This window comes from Mesorhizobium sp. M0028 (assembly GCF_040323855.1).
Lineage (GTDB): Bacteria > Pseudomonadota > Alphaproteobacteria > Rhizobiales > Rhizobiaceae > Mesorhizobium.
This window is the reverse complement of record NZ_JAMYVG010000004.1, coordinates 118,324-136,891: the sequence shown is the minus strand read 5'-3', so window position 1 is coordinate 136,891 and position 18,568 is coordinate 118,324. Positions and strand designations below refer to the sequence as shown.

Annotated in this window: 20 protein-coding genes; 6 read left to right on the top strand and 14 right to left on the bottom strand. The window is 62.3% G+C overall.

What is annotated here, in order from left to right; all coding sequences use genetic code 11:
- Window positions 1-38 precede the first annotated feature (38 nt).
- Window positions 39-1,451: a metalloprotease TldD gene (tldD, locus tag NKJ93_RS11100; RefSeq protein ID WP_023716917.1), complete on the top strand. Its 1,413-nt coding sequence runs from the start codon at window positions 39-41 to the stop codon at window positions 1,449-1,451.
- 66 nt (window positions 1,452-1,517) lie between these two features.
- The gene (locus NKJ93_RS11095) at window positions 1,518-2,225 is read left to right on the top strand and encodes an NAD-dependent deacylase (RefSeq protein ID WP_023716916.1); all 708 of its coding nucleotides are present in this window, start codon (window positions 1,518-1,520) and stop codon (window positions 2,223-2,225) included.
- 249 nt (window positions 2,226-2,474) lie between these two features.
- Here NKJ93_RS11095 and NKJ93_RS11090 read toward each other — a convergent pair whose 3' ends face one another.
- From NKJ93_RS11090 to NKJ93_RS11075, 4 genes are all read right to left on the bottom strand, one after another.
- Entirely contained in the window at window positions 2,475-3,008 is a 534-nt protein-coding gene (locus NKJ93_RS11090) for an RES family NAD+ phosphorylase (protein ID WP_502895932.1), read from the bottom strand.
- A complete protein-coding gene (locus NKJ93_RS11085; RefSeq protein WP_023716914.1) occupies window positions 2,974-3,345 on the bottom strand; it encodes an antitoxin Xre/MbcA/ParS toxin-binding domain-containing protein in 372 nt (123 codons plus the stop codon). The genes NKJ93_RS11090 and NKJ93_RS11085 overlap by 35 nt, the downstream gene beginning before the upstream one ends.
- Before the next feature lie 75 nt (window positions 3,346-3,420).
- Complete coding sequence (locus tag NKJ93_RS11080) at window positions 3,421-4,662, bottom strand: class I SAM-dependent RNA methyltransferase (protein ID WP_352589012.1); 1,242 nt, start codon at window positions 4,660-4,662, stop codon at window positions 3,421-3,423.
- Entirely contained in the window at window positions 4,659-5,468 is an 810-nt protein-coding gene (locus tag NKJ93_RS11075) for a TlyA family RNA methyltransferase (protein ID WP_023716912.1), read from the bottom strand. The genes NKJ93_RS11080 and NKJ93_RS11075 overlap by 4 nt, the downstream gene beginning before the upstream one ends.
- Before the next feature lie 174 nt (window positions 5,469-5,642).
- Here NKJ93_RS11075 and NKJ93_RS11070 point away from each other — a divergent pair, with 174 nt between their 5' ends.
- Window positions 5,643-6,044, top strand: a complete 402-nt coding sequence (locus NKJ93_RS11070; RefSeq protein WP_352494381.1) for a GFA family protein — start codon at window positions 5,643-5,645, stop codon at window positions 6,042-6,044.
- Between the two features lie 3 nt (window positions 6,045-6,047).
- Here the strand turns inward: NKJ93_RS11070 and NKJ93_RS11065 are convergent, their stop codons facing one another.
- From NKJ93_RS11065 to NKJ93_RS11035, 7 genes are all read right to left on the bottom strand, one after another.
- On the bottom strand, window positions 6,048-6,341 hold the full coding sequence (locus NKJ93_RS11065; protein WP_352589009.1) for a hypothetical protein: 294 nt from the start codon (window positions 6,339-6,341) through the stop codon (window positions 6,048-6,050).
- Between the two features lie 206 nt (window positions 6,342-6,547).
- Complete coding sequence (gene dxs, locus NKJ93_RS11060; RefSeq protein ID WP_023716910.1) at window positions 6,548-8,461, bottom strand: 1-deoxy-D-xylulose-5-phosphate synthase; 1,914 nt, start codon at window positions 8,459-8,461, stop codon at window positions 6,548-6,550.
- 81 nt (window positions 8,462-8,542) lie between these two features.
- Window positions 8,543-9,463, bottom strand: coding sequence for a pirin family protein (locus NKJ93_RS11055; protein ID WP_352483716.1), 921 nt, complete (start codon window positions 9,461-9,463; stop codon window positions 8,543-8,545).
- 9 nt (window positions 9,464-9,472) lie between these two features.
- Window positions 9,473-9,739: a DUF2277 domain-containing protein gene (locus NKJ93_RS11050; protein WP_023716908.1), complete on the bottom strand. Its 267-nt coding sequence runs from the start codon at window positions 9,737-9,739 to the stop codon at window positions 9,473-9,475.
- A gap of 107 nt (window positions 9,740-9,846) precedes the next feature.
- Entirely contained in the window at window positions 9,847-10,098 is a 252-nt protein-coding gene (locus NKJ93_RS11045) for an exodeoxyribonuclease VII small subunit (RefSeq protein ID WP_023716907.1), read from the bottom strand.
- 3 nt (window positions 10,099-10,101) lie between these two features.
- Complete coding sequence (locus tag NKJ93_RS11040; RefSeq protein WP_352483717.1) at window positions 10,102-11,028, bottom strand: histone deacetylase family protein; 927 nt, start codon at window positions 11,026-11,028, stop codon at window positions 10,102-10,104.
- Window positions 11,029-11,159: 131 nt separating this feature from the next.
- Window positions 11,160-11,813, bottom strand: a complete 654-nt coding sequence (locus tag NKJ93_RS11035; RefSeq protein ID WP_352483718.1) for a TetR/AcrR family transcriptional regulator — start codon at window positions 11,811-11,813, stop codon at window positions 11,160-11,162.
- Window positions 11,814-11,931: 118 nt separating this feature from the next.
- Between NKJ93_RS11035 and NKJ93_RS11030 the strand changes: the two genes are divergently transcribed.
- Window positions 11,932-13,155: an MFS transporter gene (locus tag NKJ93_RS11030; protein ID WP_352483719.1), complete on the top strand. Its 1,224-nt coding sequence runs from the start codon at window positions 11,932-11,934 to the stop codon at window positions 13,153-13,155.
- 58 nt (window positions 13,156-13,213) lie between these two features.
- Here NKJ93_RS11030 and ribB read toward each other — a convergent pair whose 3' ends face one another.
- Both ribB and aroC read right to left on the bottom strand, forming a co-directional pair.
- Window positions 13,214-14,314 (bottom strand): 3,4-dihydroxy-2-butanone-4-phosphate synthase, encoded by a 1,101-nt coding sequence (gene ribB, locus NKJ93_RS11025; protein WP_023716904.1) that lies wholly within the window; start codon window positions 14,312-14,314, stop codon window positions 13,214-13,216.
- A 154-nt stretch (window positions 14,315-14,468) separates the two neighbouring features.
- Window positions 14,469-15,584 (bottom strand): chorismate synthase, encoded by a 1,116-nt coding sequence (gene aroC / locus NKJ93_RS11020; RefSeq protein ID WP_352589006.1) that lies wholly within the window; start codon window positions 15,582-15,584, stop codon window positions 14,469-14,471.
- Between the two features lie 276 nt (window positions 15,585-15,860).
- Between aroC and NKJ93_RS11015 the strand changes: the two genes are divergently transcribed.
- Entirely contained in the window at window positions 15,861-16,124 is a 264-nt protein-coding gene (locus NKJ93_RS11015; protein WP_023716902.1) for a DUF1344 domain-containing protein, read from the top strand.
- Window positions 16,125-16,210: 86 nt separating this feature from the next.
- Here the strand turns inward: NKJ93_RS11015 and NKJ93_RS11010 are convergent, their stop codons facing one another.
- On the bottom strand, window positions 16,211-17,878 hold the full coding sequence (locus tag NKJ93_RS11010; RefSeq protein WP_352589003.1) for a hypothetical protein: 1,668 nt from the start codon (window positions 17,876-17,878) through the stop codon (window positions 16,211-16,213).
- A 214-nt stretch (window positions 17,879-18,092) separates the two neighbouring features.
- Here NKJ93_RS11010 and NKJ93_RS11005 point away from each other — a divergent pair, with 214 nt between their 5' ends.
- Window positions 18,093-18,560 carry a hypothetical protein gene (locus tag NKJ93_RS11005; protein ID WP_031193363.1) on the top strand — a complete coding sequence of 156 codons (468 nt, stop codon included), beginning with the start codon at window positions 18,093-18,095 and terminating at the stop codon, window positions 18,558-18,560.
- Window positions 18,561-18,568 lie beyond the last annotated feature (8 nt).

Genomic DNA, 18,568 nt, shown 5'->3' with positions numbered 1-18,568 from the left:
ACATCGTGGGAAACAATCCTCCTGCGAATGGACCTGCCATGAACAGCCTGATCGGCCAATTCGACATTTCCGACGATCGCATCAAGCAGATCGTCGCCGAGACCATCAACGGCGCCGACGACGGCGAACTGTTTCTCGAATACAGCGAAAGCGAAGCGCTGATGTTCGACAATGGCAAGCTGAAGACCGCGAATTTCAACACCGACCAGGGTTTCGGCCTGCGCGCCGTCGCTGGCGAGGCCAGCGGCTACGCCCATTCCAGTGATCTCTCCGAAGCCTCGCTGCGGCGCGCCGCCGATGCCGTTTCGACGGTGAAGAGCGGCTATTCCGGCACGCTTGCCGCAGCGCCCGTCCGCACCAACCGCCATCTCTACGGCGACGGAAACCCGATCCCCTCGCCTTCCTTCGAGACCAAGGCCAAGTTGCTTCAGGAAATCGATGCATGGCTGCGGGCCGAAGATCCGCGCGTCAGGCAGGTGACGGCGTCGCTCGCCGCCTCCTGGCAGCATGTCGAGATCGTGCGCGCCGATGGCCAGATGGTCCGCGACATCCGCCCGCTGGTCAGGATCAACGTATCGGTGGTGGTCGGCGACGGCGACCGCCAGGAGAGCGGCTCCTACGGCATGGGAGGCCGCAAGGATTTTGGCGAATTCCTGGTCGAGGACAGCTGGCGGCACGCGGCCAAGGAGGCACTGCGGCAGGCGCTCGTCAATCTCGAAGCGGTTCCAGCACCTGCCGGCACTTTCGACATCGTGCTGTCGAGCGGCTGGCCCGGCGTCATGTTGCACGAGGCCGTCGGCCACGGGCTGGAAGGCGATTTCAACCGCAAAAAGACGTCGGCCTTTGCCGGCCTGCTTGGCCAGCAGGTGGCGGCGAAAGGCGTCACCGTCGTTGACGACGGCACCATGCCCGAGCGGCGAGGTTCGCTGACCGTCGACGACGAAGGCACGCCTTCGGCCCATAACGTGCTGATCGATGATGGCAAGCTGGTCGGCTACATGCAGGACCGCCAGAATGCACGGCTGATGGGCATGAAGGCCACCGGCAACGGGCGGCGCCAAGGTTACGCGCATGAGCCGATGCCGCGCATGACCAACACCTACATGACGGCAGGCGACATGGAGCCGGAGGAAATCATAGCCTCGGTCAAGAACGGCATCTATGCCGTGTCGTTCGGTGGCGGCCAGGTCGACATCACTTCGGGCAAGTTCGTGTTCGGCTGCACCGAGGCCTACATGATCGAGAACGGCAAGGTGACGCAACCGATCAAGGGCGCCATGCTGATCGGCAATGGGCCGGATGCCATGCATCGGGTTTCGATGGTCGGCAACGACATGAAGCTCGACACCGGCATCGGCATGTGCGGCAAGGCCGGACAGGGCGTGCCGGTCGGCGTCGGCCAGCCGCATCTCAGGATGAACCAGATGACGGTCGGCGGCACCAGGGTTTGATGCGGCTGCCGCCTTCCGGTAACATCGCCTTCCAAATGATGTTTCCGGATGCCGGTGTCTTCGACCATGTCCAAAGCCAAAATCGTCATCCTGACAGGCGCCGGCATTTCGGCGGAATCGGGCGTCGCCACGTTCCGGGATCCCGACGGGGTCTGGGCGAAATACGACCTGCAGGACGTGGCCACGCCGCAAGGTTTTGCGCGCGACCCCGTAAAGGTGCAGGATTTCTACAATATGCGCCGGCGGCAGATGGGCAGCGTCGAGCCGAATGCGGCGCACGCCGCGCTGGCCAAGCTCGAGCAGAAATTCCCAGGCGACGTCCTCGTCGTCACGCAGAATATCGACGACCTGCATGAGCGCGCCGGTTCGCGCAAACTGATCCATATGCATGGAGAACTGGGCCATGCCCTTTGCCTGAGCTGCGGGCAAAGCAGCACCTGGGCCGACGACATCGCTGCCCATTCGGCCTGTCCAGCGTGTGGCGCAAAAGGTCAATTGAGGCCTGACGTGGTCTGGTTCGGCGAAATGCCTTACCGCATGGAGGAGGTCGGCGAGGCGCTGACGCGCTGCGACCTATTCGTGGCCATCGGCACCAGCGGGAGTGTCTACCCGGCAGCAGGTTTCGTGGAGGAGGCACGCGCGGCCGGAGCCGTAACAGCCGAACTCAATCTGAAATGCGCCGGCTGGGCCTCCCGTTTCGACGAGCAGATGGAAGGGCCGGCGACACAAGTGGTGCCCGCCTTCGTCGAGCGCGTCCTTTCAGGCGCAGGCTAGCACCGTCTGGCTATGCAGCCTTGAATTCAGCGCGCGATCAGCATCTTTGTTATGTCGGGAGAGGAAACTGTGATCGCTGCCGGAGAAAAGCTAGAAGTCACCAGTTCGACCGACGATCAAGTCGCACTGCCTGTTCCAGTCTTGCCTTTAACACGGCCATAGGACGTATTTGGATCCCTGCTCCACATAGGCAAGCCGAAGACGTTGGAAGAGATGGAGGCGGGTGTGCCCGCCGCAGCTCGAACTGCCCTAAAGCCATGATGCCGCTGTTTTCGGCAGGCGATGGTCGGGATCGATGATTTCAAGATCCGGAGCATCGTTTTCGTTCCAGCGCCACAGCGCGACGCATGTGCCGCCAGGCGACATGAAGGACGGGTAGATCACGCCGTGCAGCCCGTCGCCAAGCAAGCGGTCTCTCAGTTGGTGCGTCTCGGGCACAAAGCCTCCATCCACGATGTCACGCCATTCGCACCGGTGAATGTCGGCCGTTACACCGAGCTTCGACAGCGTATCAGCCTCTGTCAGGTCGGCCAGCCGGGCGCCTGACAGTTTCAATTGTGCAATCAGCGCCGGGTGCTGGACAAAACCCTGATTGTACTCGGCCCAAGCCGTGGACAGTTCCCGGGCGGCGTAGATCGCCGGCGTGCCAATCGGATTCCAGCGGCCGCCGAAGCGGGCCGCGCCCTCACCGGAAAGCGGCAGATGGGCCCAGCGCGGCACAAAAGCGCGCCATAGAGTCAGCCTGGGTTCAGGCATAGATGCCGGAGCGGACTGCCTCCAGATAGGCAAGCACCTTGTCAGTCTTGCCTTCGCGAACGAGATCGTAGGCGGTCTTTCCCGCCCAGCCGGGGATCGGCTGATGTTTGAACCAGATCGCGGCACGCTGTTCATCACCGGCCATCTCGCCGGCCATCGCCAGGATGCGGACGATGGGACTCAATGCGGCGTCGACCTTGCGCGCACCGGACTTGGCGGCAAGCGTGTTGCGCGCGAGACCGGTCAGGCCGGCCAGTTCAGTCATATTGACCCCTAGCAGTGCGGCTACCCGCCTCGGCGAGAGAAACGGCGCCCGCTCCTCGCCGAAGCGCGATGCCGAATTTTCAAAGGCTGCGGTGCTCATGGCAATTTCCTAGCCCAGTTTGAACGACGTACACTCAAAATGTGCTTTTTTGGTGCGCATTTCAAGCCCTAGCTGCTAGCGCCTTCGTCTCGGCTTCTCCAACAGCGCGACGGCCTCGACATGCGGCGACCACAGGAACTGGTCGATCGGGATTACGCTCTTCAAGGCGTAACCGCCATCGAGGAGGATGCGAAGATCCCGCGCCAGCGTCACCGGATTGCAGGACACCGCGGCGACGAGCGGCACGTCGGAGCGCGCGATCTGCTTCGACTGGTCCTCGGCGCCGGCGCGGGGCGGGTCGAAGACTACGCCGTCAAAGGCATTCAACTCCTTGAATGTGAGCGGCCGCCGGAACAGGTCGCGACGTTCGCCGGTCACCCGCTTCAGGCCGCTGGCGAAACGGAAGGCCCGGTCAAGCGCCGAGAGTGCTGCCGCATCGCCTTCCACCGCATGAACCTCCGATCTTGAGGCCAGACGCAGTGCGAAGCTTCCGCAGCCGGCGAAGAGATCGGCGACCTTTTTGGCGCGCGCGAGATGCTGGCCGACAATGTCGGCCATCGCTTCTTCGGCGGCCTCGGTCGCCTGCAGGAAAGCGCCCGGCGGCACTGCGACAGCGACGCCACCAAACAGGACGACCGGTTTCTTTGGTTCGATAATGATCTCGCCGTCGACCGACAGCCTGGCTAGCCTCTCGGCAATGACAAAGTTCGAGGCGACGCGGCGCTGGTTCTCGCCGAGCTTACCGGAATCGTGAACCGCGACATCGAGGCCGGAACCGGTCACCGTCACCGCCATGTGGAACGATTTGGTCGTGGTGCAGATCAGTCCGGCAAGCATCCTCAAACGGTCGAGCGCAGCGACGATCTGCGGCAGCGAGATCGGGCATTCCTCGATGGAGATGATTTCGGACGACAGCGCGCGAACGAAGCCGAACTGCATTCCCGCCTCGCTCCGCCGGGCAGTGAAGACGACGCGGCGGCGCGTGTGCGGCGCGCACGGCACCAGCGGGCCGACATCGCAGGCGATGCCCTTGCTCTTCAGCGCTTGCACGACCCTTTCGCGCTTCCATTGGTGATAGGCTTCAGTCTCGAGATGCTGGACGGCGCAGCCGCCGCATTCGCCGAAATGGCGGCACGGCGGATCGACTCGCAGCGGCGAGGCCTCAAGCACCGACATCAAGGTAGCGCGATCTTTCTCCCGCCCGGCGGTGACGACCTCTCCCGGCAGCGTAAACGGAATGAAAACCTCGCCGGTCTCGGTCTCGGCGATGCCGTCGCCCTGCGAGCCCAATTTTGCGATTGTGAAACGCGTGGTCATCGCTTCTCAATCCCGGCCCGCCCGATCTTGGCAGGCTTGGTCGCGACGGCCTTGATGCCGCCGAGCAGGAACTCGCGGTTGCCGTCGCCGCCCTCTATCGGCGACAGATGAAGTCCCAACGAGCGCCAGCCGGGAATGGCATCGAGCCAGTCCTGCATCAGGCCGGCAATGCGCGCCGCATCATAGGGGTCCTTCAGCAGGCCGCCCTTGCCGATCGCCTCGCGGCCGGCCTCGAATTGCGGCTTGACCAGAAACACGGCTTTTGCGCCGTTCCTGGCCAAGGCAAGCGCCGGCGGCAGCGCCAGTTTCAGCGATATGAAGCTGACATCCGAGACGATGAAATCCGGCACACGGCCGCCGAGATCGGCGGCCGACAGTTCGCGCGCATTCAGGCCTTCAATCACCGTCACGCGCGGATCGCCGGCAATGTCGGAGTGGATCTGGCCGTGCCCGACATCGATCGCCGTGACATGCGCCGCGCCGCGTTCGAGAAGTACCTGCGTGAAGCCGCCGGTCGAGGCGCCGACATCGAGCGCTTCGCTACCGGTGGGGTTGAGGCCGAAATGGTCGAGACCAGCCTTCAGCTTCAGTGCGGCGCGCGAGACGTAACCTTGCGCCGGATCGTCAACGACGATGTTGCACTCAGGCAGAACGGCCTGGCCCGGCTTGTGGGCGACGATGCCGTCGACCGTCACGGTGCCGCGCGCCACCGCATCGCGAGCACGCGAGCGGCTGGCAAACAGGCCGCGCTGGACGAGTAATTCGTCGAGCCGCTGGCGAATGCTGGCTGGCGGAAGGGAAGTCATCGGCCTTCATGGCGAATGCCAACGATGATGGCAAGGATATTGGCGATGAGACAAGGCATAGTTGGAAAAGCGGGTGAACTCATCAGCCGCTCCGCTGTTTGTCGAACCTCGCACGACACCCGACGCAATGCTAAGAAGAGATGCCGTTTAGCCGTCGAAACGTGGAGGAGGAACATGCTGACGGGAACCTGCCACTGCGGCGCAGCCCACTGGACCCTGGAGGGCGATCCCGGTTCGATCACTGCCTGCAACTGTACGCTTTGCCGTCGCTACGGCACGCTCTGGGCGTATGACTATGTCGACGAACGCATCCGCCTTGCGGGGCCCGTGAGTGCCTATACGCGCGTTGGAAGGGCTCACCCTTCGCTTGAGATTCTCTTCTGTCCAACGTGCGCTTGCGTCCTGGCCTGGCGCGGATTGCGTGCCGATACCGCCGGTCGCCACCGCATCGCCGTCAATATGAGGCTTGCGCCGCCGGAGGCTGTCGCCGACCTCCCGATCGATCATTTCGACGGTCTCGACACATTCGAGGATTTGCCGAGGGATGGTCGCTGTGTGCGGGATATGTGGTTCTAGTTTCTAGAATATGGTCCGCGAAACCCGCCGTTCAACGGCCGGCGTCAGACCGTCGCTGCTGTCGCCGGACACCTGCGGGCGCGGCCGGTCAACGGAAATGGACGCCTTCGGCAAGGTATCTGGCACGACGACGAATTGCGGCGCCTCCTTGTAGGAGAAGCCGCCACGGATTTGGCCGATCTTGCCGGCGACGACGCCCATCACCGCCTCTTCGAGTTTGCGGTCGTAGCGCGTTTCGGCCACGGCCGACGCGGCGAAGATGGCCGTTAGCGCGATGCCGCCCAAAAGCGATCTCATTGGTCTTCTTTCCCCTGCCGGTCGCTTTCTAGCAGGGCGGCGTTGAAAAACGGCCAAAGGACACGGCAAGCAAATCGCCAAATGGCAGCGTAAACAGTATCTTACGACTGTTCGCCGGTAATTTGATTCAAGCAGTTGAGATTTTGATTCAGACTGGCATTTGCAGCCAAGCAGAATCTTTTGGCGTTGCAGAAACGCGGAAACAACTAGGCGCGCTGGGCCTGCGCGGTATGCCCCAACGCCACGAACACTGTGCGCACGATGCCGGCGCTGTCCAGCCCGGCATCGGCATACATCTTTTCCGGCTTGGCATGGTCGACGAAAGTGTCGGGCAGCACCAGCGGGCGCACCTTCAGGCCGCTCTCCAGCAGCCCTTCGTGGGCCAGGAACTGCAGCACATGGCTGGCGAAGCCGCCGACCGCGCCCTCTTCCACCGTCACCAGTATCTCGTGCGAACGGGCCAGCCGCCGGATCAGATCCTCGTCGAGCGGCTTGGCAAAACGGGCATCGGCGACCGTGGTCGAAAGCCCCGCCGCGCCAAGCTCCTCGGCCGCGGCCAGGCAATCCTGCAGCCTGGTGCCGAAGGAAAGCAGCGCAACCTTGGTGCCTTCCCTGACGATCCGGCCCTTGCCGATCTCCAATACCGAGCCGCGCTGCGGCATCTCGACGCCAACGCCGTTGCCGCGCGGATAGCGGAAGGCGATCGGGCCGTCATCGTAGCTTGCAGCGGTGCGTACCATGTGGCGCAGCTCGGCCTCATCGGCCGCCGCCATGACGACGAAACCGGGCAGCGTCGCCAGGAAGGTGGTGTCGAAAGCGCCGCAATGGGTGGCACCATCGGCGCCGACGAAGCCGGCGCGGTCGATCGGAAAGCGCACCGGCAATTTCTGGATCGCCACGTCGTGGACGACCTGGTCGTAGGCGCGCTGCAGGAAGGTCGAGTAGATCGCCGCGAAAGGCTTGAAGCCTTCCGTGGCAAGGCCGGCGGCGAAGGTCACCGCATGCTGCTCGGCAATGCCGACATCGAAGGTCCTCGCCGGAAACGCTTCGCCGAAGAGGTCAAGCCCGGTGCCGTTCGGCATGGCGGCGGTGATGGCGACGATGCGGTCGTCCTCTCGGGCCTCCTGGATCAGACTGTCGGCAAACACCTTGGTGTAGCTCGGCGCGTTGGCGGGCGCCTTGGCCTGGGCGCCGGTAATGACGTCGAATTTGTTGACGCCGTGATATTTGTCGGCGGCCGCCTCGGCCGGGGCGTAGCCCTTGCCCTTCTGGGTCACGACGTGGATCAGCACCGGGCCGTCGGCATTGTCGCGGACGTTCTTCAGCACCGGGATCAGGTGCTCGAGGTTGTGGCCGTCGATTGGGCCGATGTGGTAGAAACCCATTTCCTCGAACAGCGTGCCGCCGGTGACGTAGCCGCGCGCGTGCTCGACCGCCCGCTTGATGGCGCGATCGGCGCGCTCGCCGAGATAGGACGTCAGCTTCTTGCCGAAATCGCGCAACCCCAGATAGGTCTTGCCAGACGCCAGACGGGCCAGATAGGCGCTCATTGCGCCGGTCGGTGGAGCGATCGACATATCGTTGTCGTTCAAGATGACGATTAGCCGGGCATCGAGTGCGCCGGCATTGTTCATCGCCTCATAAGCCATGCCGGCCGACATGGCGCCGTCGCCGATGACGGCAATGACATTGTTGCGGCCATCGGACAGATCGCGCGCCATCGCCATGCCGAGGCCGGCTGAAATCGAGGTCGAGGAGTGGGCTGCGCCGAACGGATCGTATTCGCTCTCGACGCGACGGGTGAAACCGGACAGCCCCCCCTCCTGCCGCAGCGTGCGGATGCGGTCGCGGCGGCCGGTCAGGATCTTGTGCGGATAGGCCTGGTGGCCGACGTCCCAGATCAGCCGATCGTCCGGCGTGTTGAAGACGTAGTGCAGCGCGACGGTCAACTCGACCACGCCAAGGCCGGCGCCGAGATGCCCGCCGGTGTGGGAGACGACGTCGATCAGTTCGGCGCGAAGCTCGGAAGCCAGCTGCGGCAGGTCGCCTTCGGCAAGCGTGCGCAAATCGGCCGGGACGCGGACCTTGTCGAGAAGCGGCGTATCGGGCTTTGCGTTCACTGTTTGCGAGCCTGGTCAGATTTTCTGTTCATCGTGAAATATGCCGCTGGCCGGCGAATGTAAATGTGGCGGTAACGCGCATCAGCTTTCGGGCAGCGGGATGAACTCTTGCTCGTCTCCGGGAACGATATCGAAGCGGCCCGTCTTCCATTCTTCTTTCGCCTGTTCGATGCGTTCCTTTGAGGACGATACGAAATTCCACCAGATATAACGTTTCGAACCGAGCGAAGCGCCGCCAAACAGCATGAAATGGGCGCCGCTCTCCGATAAAACAACGATCTCATCGCCGGGCCGGAAAACCAGCAGCCGCTCGGCCGGGAAGCGGTCACCGGATATCGAAACCTCGCCTTCCAGCGTATAGATGGCGCGCTCCTCGGCATCGGCCGGGATCTTCACGCTGGCACCCGGCGCCAGCCTGAGATCGGCGTACAGTGTGTCCGAAGCGGTCGCAACCGGGGAGCGCATTCCGGAAAACGCACCGATGACGATATGGCCGCTGACCCCCTCGGCATCGATTTCGGGCAGGCGCAGCGCCGCGGTGTTTTCGAAGATCGGCGCGACCTCCTCCTTGCCGTCCGGCAGCGCCAACCATGTCTGCAGGCCGGAAACCGACATCGGCGCGCCGCGCAGTTCTTCTGGCGTGCGCTCCGAATGGACGATGCCGCGGCCGGCGGTCATCAGATTCACGTCGCCGGGCTGGATCACCATCTCGGTGCCGAGCGAATCACGGTGCCTGATCTTGCCGTCGAACAGGTAAGTCACCGTCGACAGTCCGATATGCGGATGTGGACGGACGTCGAGCGCCTGGCCGGCCCGAAGAACTGCCGGACCCATACGATCGAAGAAGATGAAAGGTCCGACCAGCCGGCGCCTGGCCGTCGGCAAGGCGCGGCGAACCTGAAATCCGCCAATATCCTTGGCGTTCGGAATGACCATCAGCTCGATCTGATCGCTGGCGAAGGCATCGCCCATCTGCGGATCGTTTCCGGGAAAGAAGCTCACGCGGTCCCCTCAGGCGAAGCGAAGTGCAGATTTGGCCTTCGCCTTGGCCGCCACCTCTTCGCGATTGCGCGGATGCTGCGTCGTCTCGAGGCTGTCGAGCAATTCGCGCGCCGAGGCGGCAATGGCCTCGACGGCATGGTCGAACGCATGCTGGTTCTGTTTTGACGGTCGCGTCGTTCCGCTCAGCTTGCGGACAAACTGAAGTGCGGCATCGCGGACCTCGTCATTGGTTGCCGGCGGATCGAAATTGAACAGGGTTTTGATGTTTCTGCACATCGTTCGCAATCTCCTCTCGTCCTGGAGCCGTTTCAAACGGGATGAGTTTTATCCTCAATCATGGTGATGTCCAAAGCCGGCAAGCACAATCGTCGTTCGAGGCCGCCTCAATCCGCGTCCAACGGCTCTGTCCCCACCGGCTTGCCGTCACGCGACAGCCTGATTTTCTCGACCTTGTCCTCGGCCGCCTTCAACAGCCGGTCGCAATGGGCCTTCAGCGCCTCGCCGCGCTCGTAGATGCGGATCGACTGGTCGAGCGGCACGTCGCCGCGCTCCAGATCGTCGACGATCCTCTCTAGCGCGTCGAGCGCCTGCTCGAAGCTCATCGCCTTGACGTCCTCGTTGATCTCACCAGCCATCGTCTATCCCTTCATCAGCCGCCCGACATGGGCGGCGACTGAAAATGCCAATCCCTGCAGATCGTAGCCGCCCTCGAGCAGGCTGACGACCCGATTGCCGCTAAGGCGCCCGGCGCGTTCGAGCAACTGACCGGTCGCCCAGTCGAAATCATCCTCGGTCAGGTTGATCTCGGCCAGCGGATCGCGGTGGTGGGCGTCGAAACCGGCGGAGATGATGATAAGATCGGGCACAAAATTGTCGAGCGCCGGCAGGATGCGCGACAGAAAGGCGTCGCGGAAAACATCGCTGCCGCTCTGCGGCGCCAGCGGCGCGTTGACGATGTTGCCGGCGCCGGTTTCGCTCACGGCCCCGGTGCCGGGGTAAAGCGGCATCTGGTGCGTCGAGCAATAGAGCACGGACGGATCGTCCCAGAAGATGTCCTGCGTGCCGTTGCCATGATGCACATCCCAGTCGACGACGGCAACGCGGTCGGCGCCATGGTTCTTCTGCGCGTAGCGTGCCGCGATCGCCGCGGTGTTGAACAGGCAAAAACCCATGGAGGTGGTCTTTTCGGCATGATGGCCAGGCGGCCGTGCGGCGACGAAGACATTGTCGGCACGGCCGGTGAAGACGTCGTCAACAGCAGCGTTGGCAGCCCCGATCGCAGTCACGGCCGCCTGCCAGCTCTTTGGGCTGGCGGTGGTATCGGCGTCGATACGGGCGATGCCGGTGTCCGGTATCGCTGTGCGGACACGTTCGACGAATTCGGGCGGATGCGCGTAAAGGATGGTTGCCTCGTCGCCTTCCGGCGCCTGGACGCGATCGAGCGCCGCGAAGGCCTCGTCGTCAAGCACACGCTCTATGGCGCGCAAACGGTCCGGCCGCTCCGGGTGACCGGGCGGGGTTATGTGCTCGAGGAAAATCGGATGGGTGTAAAGTCTCGTGACCATGCCCCGATATAGGCGCGCCTCGACGCTTTGGCCATGTTTTAGCGTCTCGCTGGTGTGATGTTCAACAGGGTTTAAGCGGGCGGGGCCGGCTGGTTCCAGCGCGAGCCGCCAGATTGCTGGAAAGAACAACCTCAGGCCGGTGACTGGTCAATCTCGGGGTGCATCGACGATAGTCGATCAGGCTGGTGCAGCCTGCCGGTGAGATTGAGCAGCCCTTCCAGAAGAACCTTGAACGCCTTCACTGCCTTCTTCGACGTCGCTTCGGGATCGTTCGAATTTGCGATCCACTGCGCCGCATGCAACGAGGCGCCGCTGACCAGCCTTGCCGCGGCTTCGGGATCGATGGCAAGAATGGTCCCCTCGTCGCTCAGTCTTTGCAGGCTCTCCGTCATCGAGCGGATGCATGTGCTCTGGCTTGGCCATTGCGATGGATCGCCGAGCACCGCCGGGCCGTCGCGAAGCACAATACGCTGGATCTCCGGCTCCAGCGCCATCTCAATATAGGCGGTGCATTCGTCGACGAAGCCCTGCCAGAGATTGTCCGGCTTGGCCGAAACGACCTTCAGCCGGGCCGACATTTCGGCGTCGATCTCGGCGATGACCGCCTGGAGAAGGCCCTTCTTGTCGCCGAAGTGATGATAGAGCGCACCGCGCGTCAGCCCGGCCGATGCCGTGAAATCATCCATCGAGGCTTCGGCATAGCCGAGCGTCCCGAAGGCCTGGCGTGCCGCGGCAATCAGCTTGGCGCGGGTCTCGGCAATCATCTCCTTGCGTGGTCTGTGCATGCTCTGGCCCTATTAACATACGCTTCGTATGCCAATTGACATACGCGGCGTATGATCTATTTAAACTCATACGTTACGTATGTAATCGTCGGACCGTCCGTTGTCGAGGAGCCAGACCATGCAAAATCCCTATACCCAGATCTTTCGCGCGCCTGGCGCCATAGGCTTCGCCGCAGCCGGGTTCGTTGCCCGGCTGCCGATGGCCATGGCTCCGATCGGGATCGTTGCGATGCTGTCACAGACTGATGGCGAATACTGGCTGGCCGGCGCTGTCTCCGCGACATATGCGCTTGCCAACGCTTTCGTCGCGCCACAGGTATCGCGACTGGTGGATCGCCTCGGCCAGACGCGGATTGTGGTGCCGACCACCGTGATTTCCACGCTCGCTTTCGCGATCCTGATTGCGGCGGCCAATCAGCATTGGCCGATATGGACGCTGTTCGTGTCATCGCTGCTGGCTGCTGTCATGCCCAGCATCCCGGCAATGGTGCGCGCGCGCTGGACTGAGATCTTCCGCAACCGTCCCGAGCTGAACACCGCGTTCGCCTTTGAATCGGCGGCGGACGAACTGGTCTACATCGCCGGGGCATCGCTGTCGGTGGGGCTGAGCGTCGCGCTTTTCCCGGAAGCGGGAGTGCTCGCGAGCACATTGTTCCTCGCCCTCGGTTCGACGGCTTTCATCCTGCAGCGTTCGACCGAACCGCGAGCCAGACCGGTGGAACATGGTTCGGGCGGTTCGGCAATCCGCCTGCGGCCTGTCCAGATCCTCACCTTGGCGCTGATCTTCATTGGCGCGACCTTTGCAACCACGGAGGTGAGCACAGTGGCGATCACCAAGGAGCTTGGCCAGCCGGGCGCCGCCAGCTTCGTTATCGGCGTCTACGCGCTCGGATCGTTCGTCGTCGGCATCATTATCGGCGCCCTGAACCTGAAAGTGCCGCTGCAAATTCAACTTGCCATCGCAATCGCCATCATTGCGCTTACCACGCTGCCGCTGCTCGTCGCCGACACCGTGCCGCTGCTGGCACTGGCCGTCTTCGTCAGCGGCGTGGCGATCTCGCCGACCTTCATCACGGCATTCGGTCTGATCGAGCGGCGCGTGCCCGAGGCGGTGCTGACCGAAGGCGTGACCTGGGTGATGACCGGTATTGGCATCGGCATGGCGCTCGGCTCATTCGCCGCCGGCTGGGTGGTGGACGCTTTCGGCGCGCAGAACGGGTTCTGGGTATCGGTGGCGTCGGGCACAATCGCATTGGTCATCGTGCTTGCCGGCCAGCGCAGCCTTGCCGCGCCGGATTGCGACATTGCAGCCTGCGACGCTGCTGCGGTCGCTGCGGAATAGCTTCCGGTGCGTCCGGCCCGAGGCGGGGGCCGGACGCATACCAGCATCGTGAGAACGGTCAAAGAATCTCGGTCTTGGCGATGTGGATGCCAAAACCTTCGAGGCCGACATAATGGCGCTCGCGCGAGGCGATCAGATTGATCGAGGAAATGCCGAGATCCTTGAGGATTTGCGCGCCGAGGCCGATCTCGCGCCATTCGTTCTCGCGCCGGCGCGCCTCTTCATGGTCCTCGCGGTCGCCGGCAGCCGGCCGCTTGCGCTCCTGATGGGCGACGCCGACCGACCCTTCGCGCAGATAGACGATGACGCCGCGCTTGCGCTCACCCATCGCCTTCATGATGGCGTCCAGCCTGTGGCTGGTGCCGAAGACGTCACTCACCACGTCCTCGGAATGAAGGCGCACCGGCACCTCGACGCCGTCGCGGATATCGCCGAAGACGACCGCCACGTGATGCATGGAATCCCAGGGCAGCGTATAGGTAAAGACCTGCGCCTTGCCGCCGGGCGTCTCGATGTCGGAACAGGCGACGCGTTCGACCAGCGTTTCCTTGCGTTGCCGGTAGGCGATGAGGTCGGCAACCGAGATCTGCTTCAACCCGTGCTTTTCGGCGAAGGCCTGCACCTGCGGGCCGCGCATCACGGTGCCGTCATCGTTGACCAGCTCGGAAATGACGCCGACCGGCGGCAGGCCGGCGAGCTTGCAAAGGTCGACAGCGGCTTCGGTATGGCCCGAACGCATCAGTACGCCGCCCTCGCGCGCGATCAGCGGAAAGATGTGGCCGGGGCGCACGAAATCGGACGCGCCGACATTGCCATTGGCGAGATTGCGCACCGTCAGCGTGCGGTCGTCCGCCGAAATGCCAGTCGTGGTGCCGTGCTTGAAGTCGACGCTGACGGTAAAGGCAGTGGTGTGGGCAGAATCATTGTCGGCCACCATCGGCGACAGGTTGAGCCGCTTGGCTTCCTCGCGCGGCATCGGCGTGCAGACGATGCCTGACGTGTTGCGGACGATGAACGCCATCTTTTCCGGCGTGCAATGGACGGCGGCGACGATCAGGTCGCCCTCGTTCTCGCGCCCGTCATCGTCCATGACGACGACGATCTCGCCGCGCTCGAAGGCGCGCAGGGCTTCAACGATCTTCTTCTGGTCGTAAGGCATGGACGCTCGTTTCACTCGCAGGGAATAGGGGAGTAAGGGAGTAGGGCAGTACGGGAGTAGGGAAAAGGAAAAAATTGCTGTCGCGGGAGCTGCATAACCTACTCCCCTACTCCCCTACTCCCCTACTCCCCTACTCCCCTACTCCCCTACCCCCCTACTCCCTACTCCCTACTCCCCTCCCTGTCTGTCCCCGATGCCGCAGATAATGATCGGCAATGGCGCAGGCAACCATCGCCTCGCCGATCGGCACGGCGCGGATGCCGACGCATGGATCGTGCCGGCCCTTGGTCATGATCTCGACGTCGTTGCCGTCCTTGTCGATCGACTTTCGCGGCGTCAGGATCGACGAGGTCGGCTTGACGGCGAAACGCGCGACGATCGCCTGGCCGGTCGAGATGCCACCGAGGATGCCGCCGGCATTGTTGGACAGGAAGACCGGTTTGCCGTCATTGCCCATGCGCATCTCGTCGGCATTCTCCTCGCCGGTGATGCGGGCGGCCTCGAAACCGTTGCCGATCTCGACGCCCTTGACGGCGTTGATAGACATCAGGCCGGAGGCGATGTCCTGGTCGAGCTTGGCATAGATCGGCGCGCCAAGCCCCGCCGGCACGCCGTCGGCGACGATCTCGATGACCGCACCGACCGAGGAGCCCGCCTTGCGGATACCGTCCAGATATTTGGTGAAGACGGCGACCGACGCCGGATCGGGAGTGAAGAACGGGTTTTCGGCGTCACCGACGAAATTCCAGTTCCAGTTGGCGCGATCGATCGATCTTTCGCCCATCGACACCAGCGCGCCGCGCACCACCATGCCTGGCACGATTTTGCGGGCAAGCGCCCCGGCCGCCACTCGCGCCGCAGTCTCACGCGCCGAGGAGCGGCCGCCGCCGCGGTAATCGCGCAGGCCGTATTTGACCTCGTAAGTGTAGTCGGCATGGCCCGGCCGGAACTGGCGGGCGATGTCGCCATAGTCCTTGGAGCGCTGGTCGACATTCTCGATCAGCATCGACACCGGCGTGCCGGTGGTGATCATCGTCTCCCCGTCCTCATCGACAATAAAGCCGGACAGGACCTTGACCTCGTCAGGTTCGCGACGCTGGGTCACAAAACGTGACTGGCCGGGGCGACGCTTGTCGAGTTCGGCCTGGATCTCGTCGCGAGTGAAGCGGATGCCGGGCGGACAGCCATCGACGACGCAGCCCAGCGCCGGCCCGTGGCTTTCGCCCCAGGTGGTGACGCGGAAGAGATGGCCGAACGTGTTGTGCGACATGGAACCAGCCCTGCCGGCGTCGGAGCCGGCCTAGCGCATGACCTCGAAAATCGGCGCGATTTTCGGAAAGGATCATGCGCAAAAAAATCAAAAGTGCTACAGCGTTCGTTGCGCGCCCAGGAGGACGCGGCGCTGCAGCTTGCCTTCTATTGGCGTTTTCCACAGTGGTCAAACTGTGATCCGGCGGATTTAGTTTTGACACATTCGATTGGTTTCTGCTCAGTTCCGTTCCGTTGGACCGAGCCGCTGTACCGGCAATGATTAAAGAGGACGATGATGCGTATCCTGATTGGCGCTGTTGCCGCCACGCTGTTGATTTCCACCGCCGCCTTCGCCGGCCAGACCGAAGGCCTGATCAAGAAGGTCGACAAGGACGCGCTGACGCTGACGCTGGACGACGGCAAGTCCTACAAGCTGAACGCCGAAACCGATCTCGATGCGCTGAAACCGGGCATGGACATCGTCCTCGCGTATGACGTGACGAATGGCGAGAACGTCGTCACCGACATGGAACTGCCGGACACCGGATCGACCGAGTAGAGTCTTTTGCGAAGCTTCTTACGCGATGCGTGGGGAGCCGCACAGATATCCAACGGGATTCATTCCGCGTGATAGCAGATGGTTTTCTAGCAGTGGGGCAGACCGATCGAGGCTGCTTGCGCATCGTTGCTCATGTCTTCCTTCTTCGGATCGTTTCCCGGCCAGTACACTCCTTTTATATATTTTCCCGCCAGGTACTTCCGCATTACAAATTCCCGATGCGGTAGAAAGACGAACTTCAAAGCATCCGATATTTCGTACTCACCATCCGTTGATTCGGTGGTGACGTGTTTGTTCTCGAAGGAAATTTGCCAACAGACCTCGCGTTTGAAGTCGTCGGTGAAGCCGCCGTTGCCCGTTCTGGAAAACTGATGGCAACCCGCGCAGGAGAGGGACTGAATCCGCTTTCGGATTTGTTCCGCTGTCAGAGTTCTCGTAGCACCACCTTCGATCTCACCAATGAGGTCGGGATGTCCTTCAGCGTCGAGTATTTTCGCGTAGTCGCCGAGTGAACGATCTTCAGCGTTCATTTCCGCCGCGAGCAGGTGCTCGGGCAGGCTTGGCAACAAATGGAAGCTGTTAATGTTGGGATCAAGCAGAGGACCAGGCGCAGAACCATCGGTGCGAATAGACTTTGCCACTAGCTCAACGAGCTTGTTCGTTGCTTCGGGGTCCGGGGAATTTTTGGAAAAAAGAGTGGGCTCAGGGGAACCTGTTGTACGCGTGGGAAGCAGGCGCATCGAAGGCTTGTCGAAACGGTACTCACGGAGCCCCCATTGTCCCCCATGTAGCTTCGAGTTCGTCCGGATCTGACCGGTGCTTGATTCCGACGCGCCGAGATGGTCGACATGCATGGCCGGAGGCAGCTGAAACGTCGTCGGACCGACCGCATCGCCGTCAACAACGCTGCCGTCCTCCGCGAGCGTTATTCCCTCCAGGAAAAACCTGCGCAGCCAAATCGCGACTTCCTCGTCCGAGAACCGCTTTTCCGAAAGGGATAGCCAGAACTTCTGGATTGCCATGCAGCGCTCCGGCTTCCCCCCATTGGGCATGACTGCCTCGAAGGCGATCAGCATCTCGCCGTGGATTCGATCGGGAGCAGCCGGATTTTCCCAATCCGGATGCTTTCCCGCTATGATGCGAAACTCGCCGCAATCGCCGCCAAGCGAATCACGCAGCAGATCGACCCGATTCACGGCGGCAATGATGATGAATGGAGTTTTGCCAACGCCGAACTCCTTGTAGGGATCCTTGTCCTTGAGCATCCCTTCGGCTCGCGAACAGTCGTAGGAAAACGGCGGGCCACCATTCGGCTGCTTCGGCCGCAGTTCTTCGCATTCGTCGCCAGCAGCCGTTTTCCACCAGTTCCGGAACAGCTCGTTTCGGTCGGCGATCTTGCCCCCGCTCGACGCCACGAGTTGGTCCATCACGGCGGTGAAGGAAATTTTGTTCAGAAGGGCCGCCTTTCGCACGAAAAGCGACCGTCCCCACTCGATGGTGGGAGCGGCGCCAGCGTCGCGCCCAGGTGTCGCTTCAGTATTCGTCGAGCTTTTTCCCGCCAACTTGACACCCAAGCCACGCCGCTCCGGATGGTCTTGAAGCGGCGCCTTACCTTCGCCGGCATCGGGCGCACCTGCGGAAGACAACAACACCGCAAGCCCGACCAGCACTCCACGAACCGGCGCGAGCCGGACTGACCACAGTTGGCGAGAAAGTCGTCTCCAAGCAAAACCCAGACGACCAATATCGTTCATGCCGACCATCCCCTCAAAAAGCTTAATACCGTCTTGAGCCCCGATTAGCGGAAAGGAGATATGTTAAAACGTGAAGCCGATTTTGTCTTCTGGCGGTGTCACGTGAAATTTTCACGAAGCTTTCACGCTGACGATGTGAGTTAATCGCCCTTGCGGGTATTTGACGTTAGCGGTCTACTGCCCGTGCGTGAAGACGCTACCAAAGGAGGGAAGCATGCCGGGACCAGATATCGGTTCACCAGATCGAAAATACCCGCCGATTCAGTTCGGTAGACATGGCGACGAGACAGGTGCCATCTTCAAGGATTACGAGGCTGTCGGGAAGAAGTTGGTCGAATGGGCGCAGCAAGACAGAGACTCTTGGCCTACAACCATCGATGAGTTGCGGGAGGCGTTTAAGGACCTCCTGACGATACCGGACGTCTTCAAGACGCTCACGGTGGTACGGGGCGACGACCATATCGAAGGTAACTACGAGTTTCTCCTGCGGTTGCCACCGAAGGGCCAGGTAACGGAGTCGGAGCAGATCGTCAAAGCTAATGTTGAAGACGACGTCTATCCGCTTCCGGCGCTTTACAAGGATTTCGAGCCGGGCGGACGCGACGAGGACAAGCGCGTGATCACTCAGTTGCGCTTTTTCTATGCGCGGGTTGCCGACTATACGATGCGTGGCTGCCGGTGAGCGAAAAA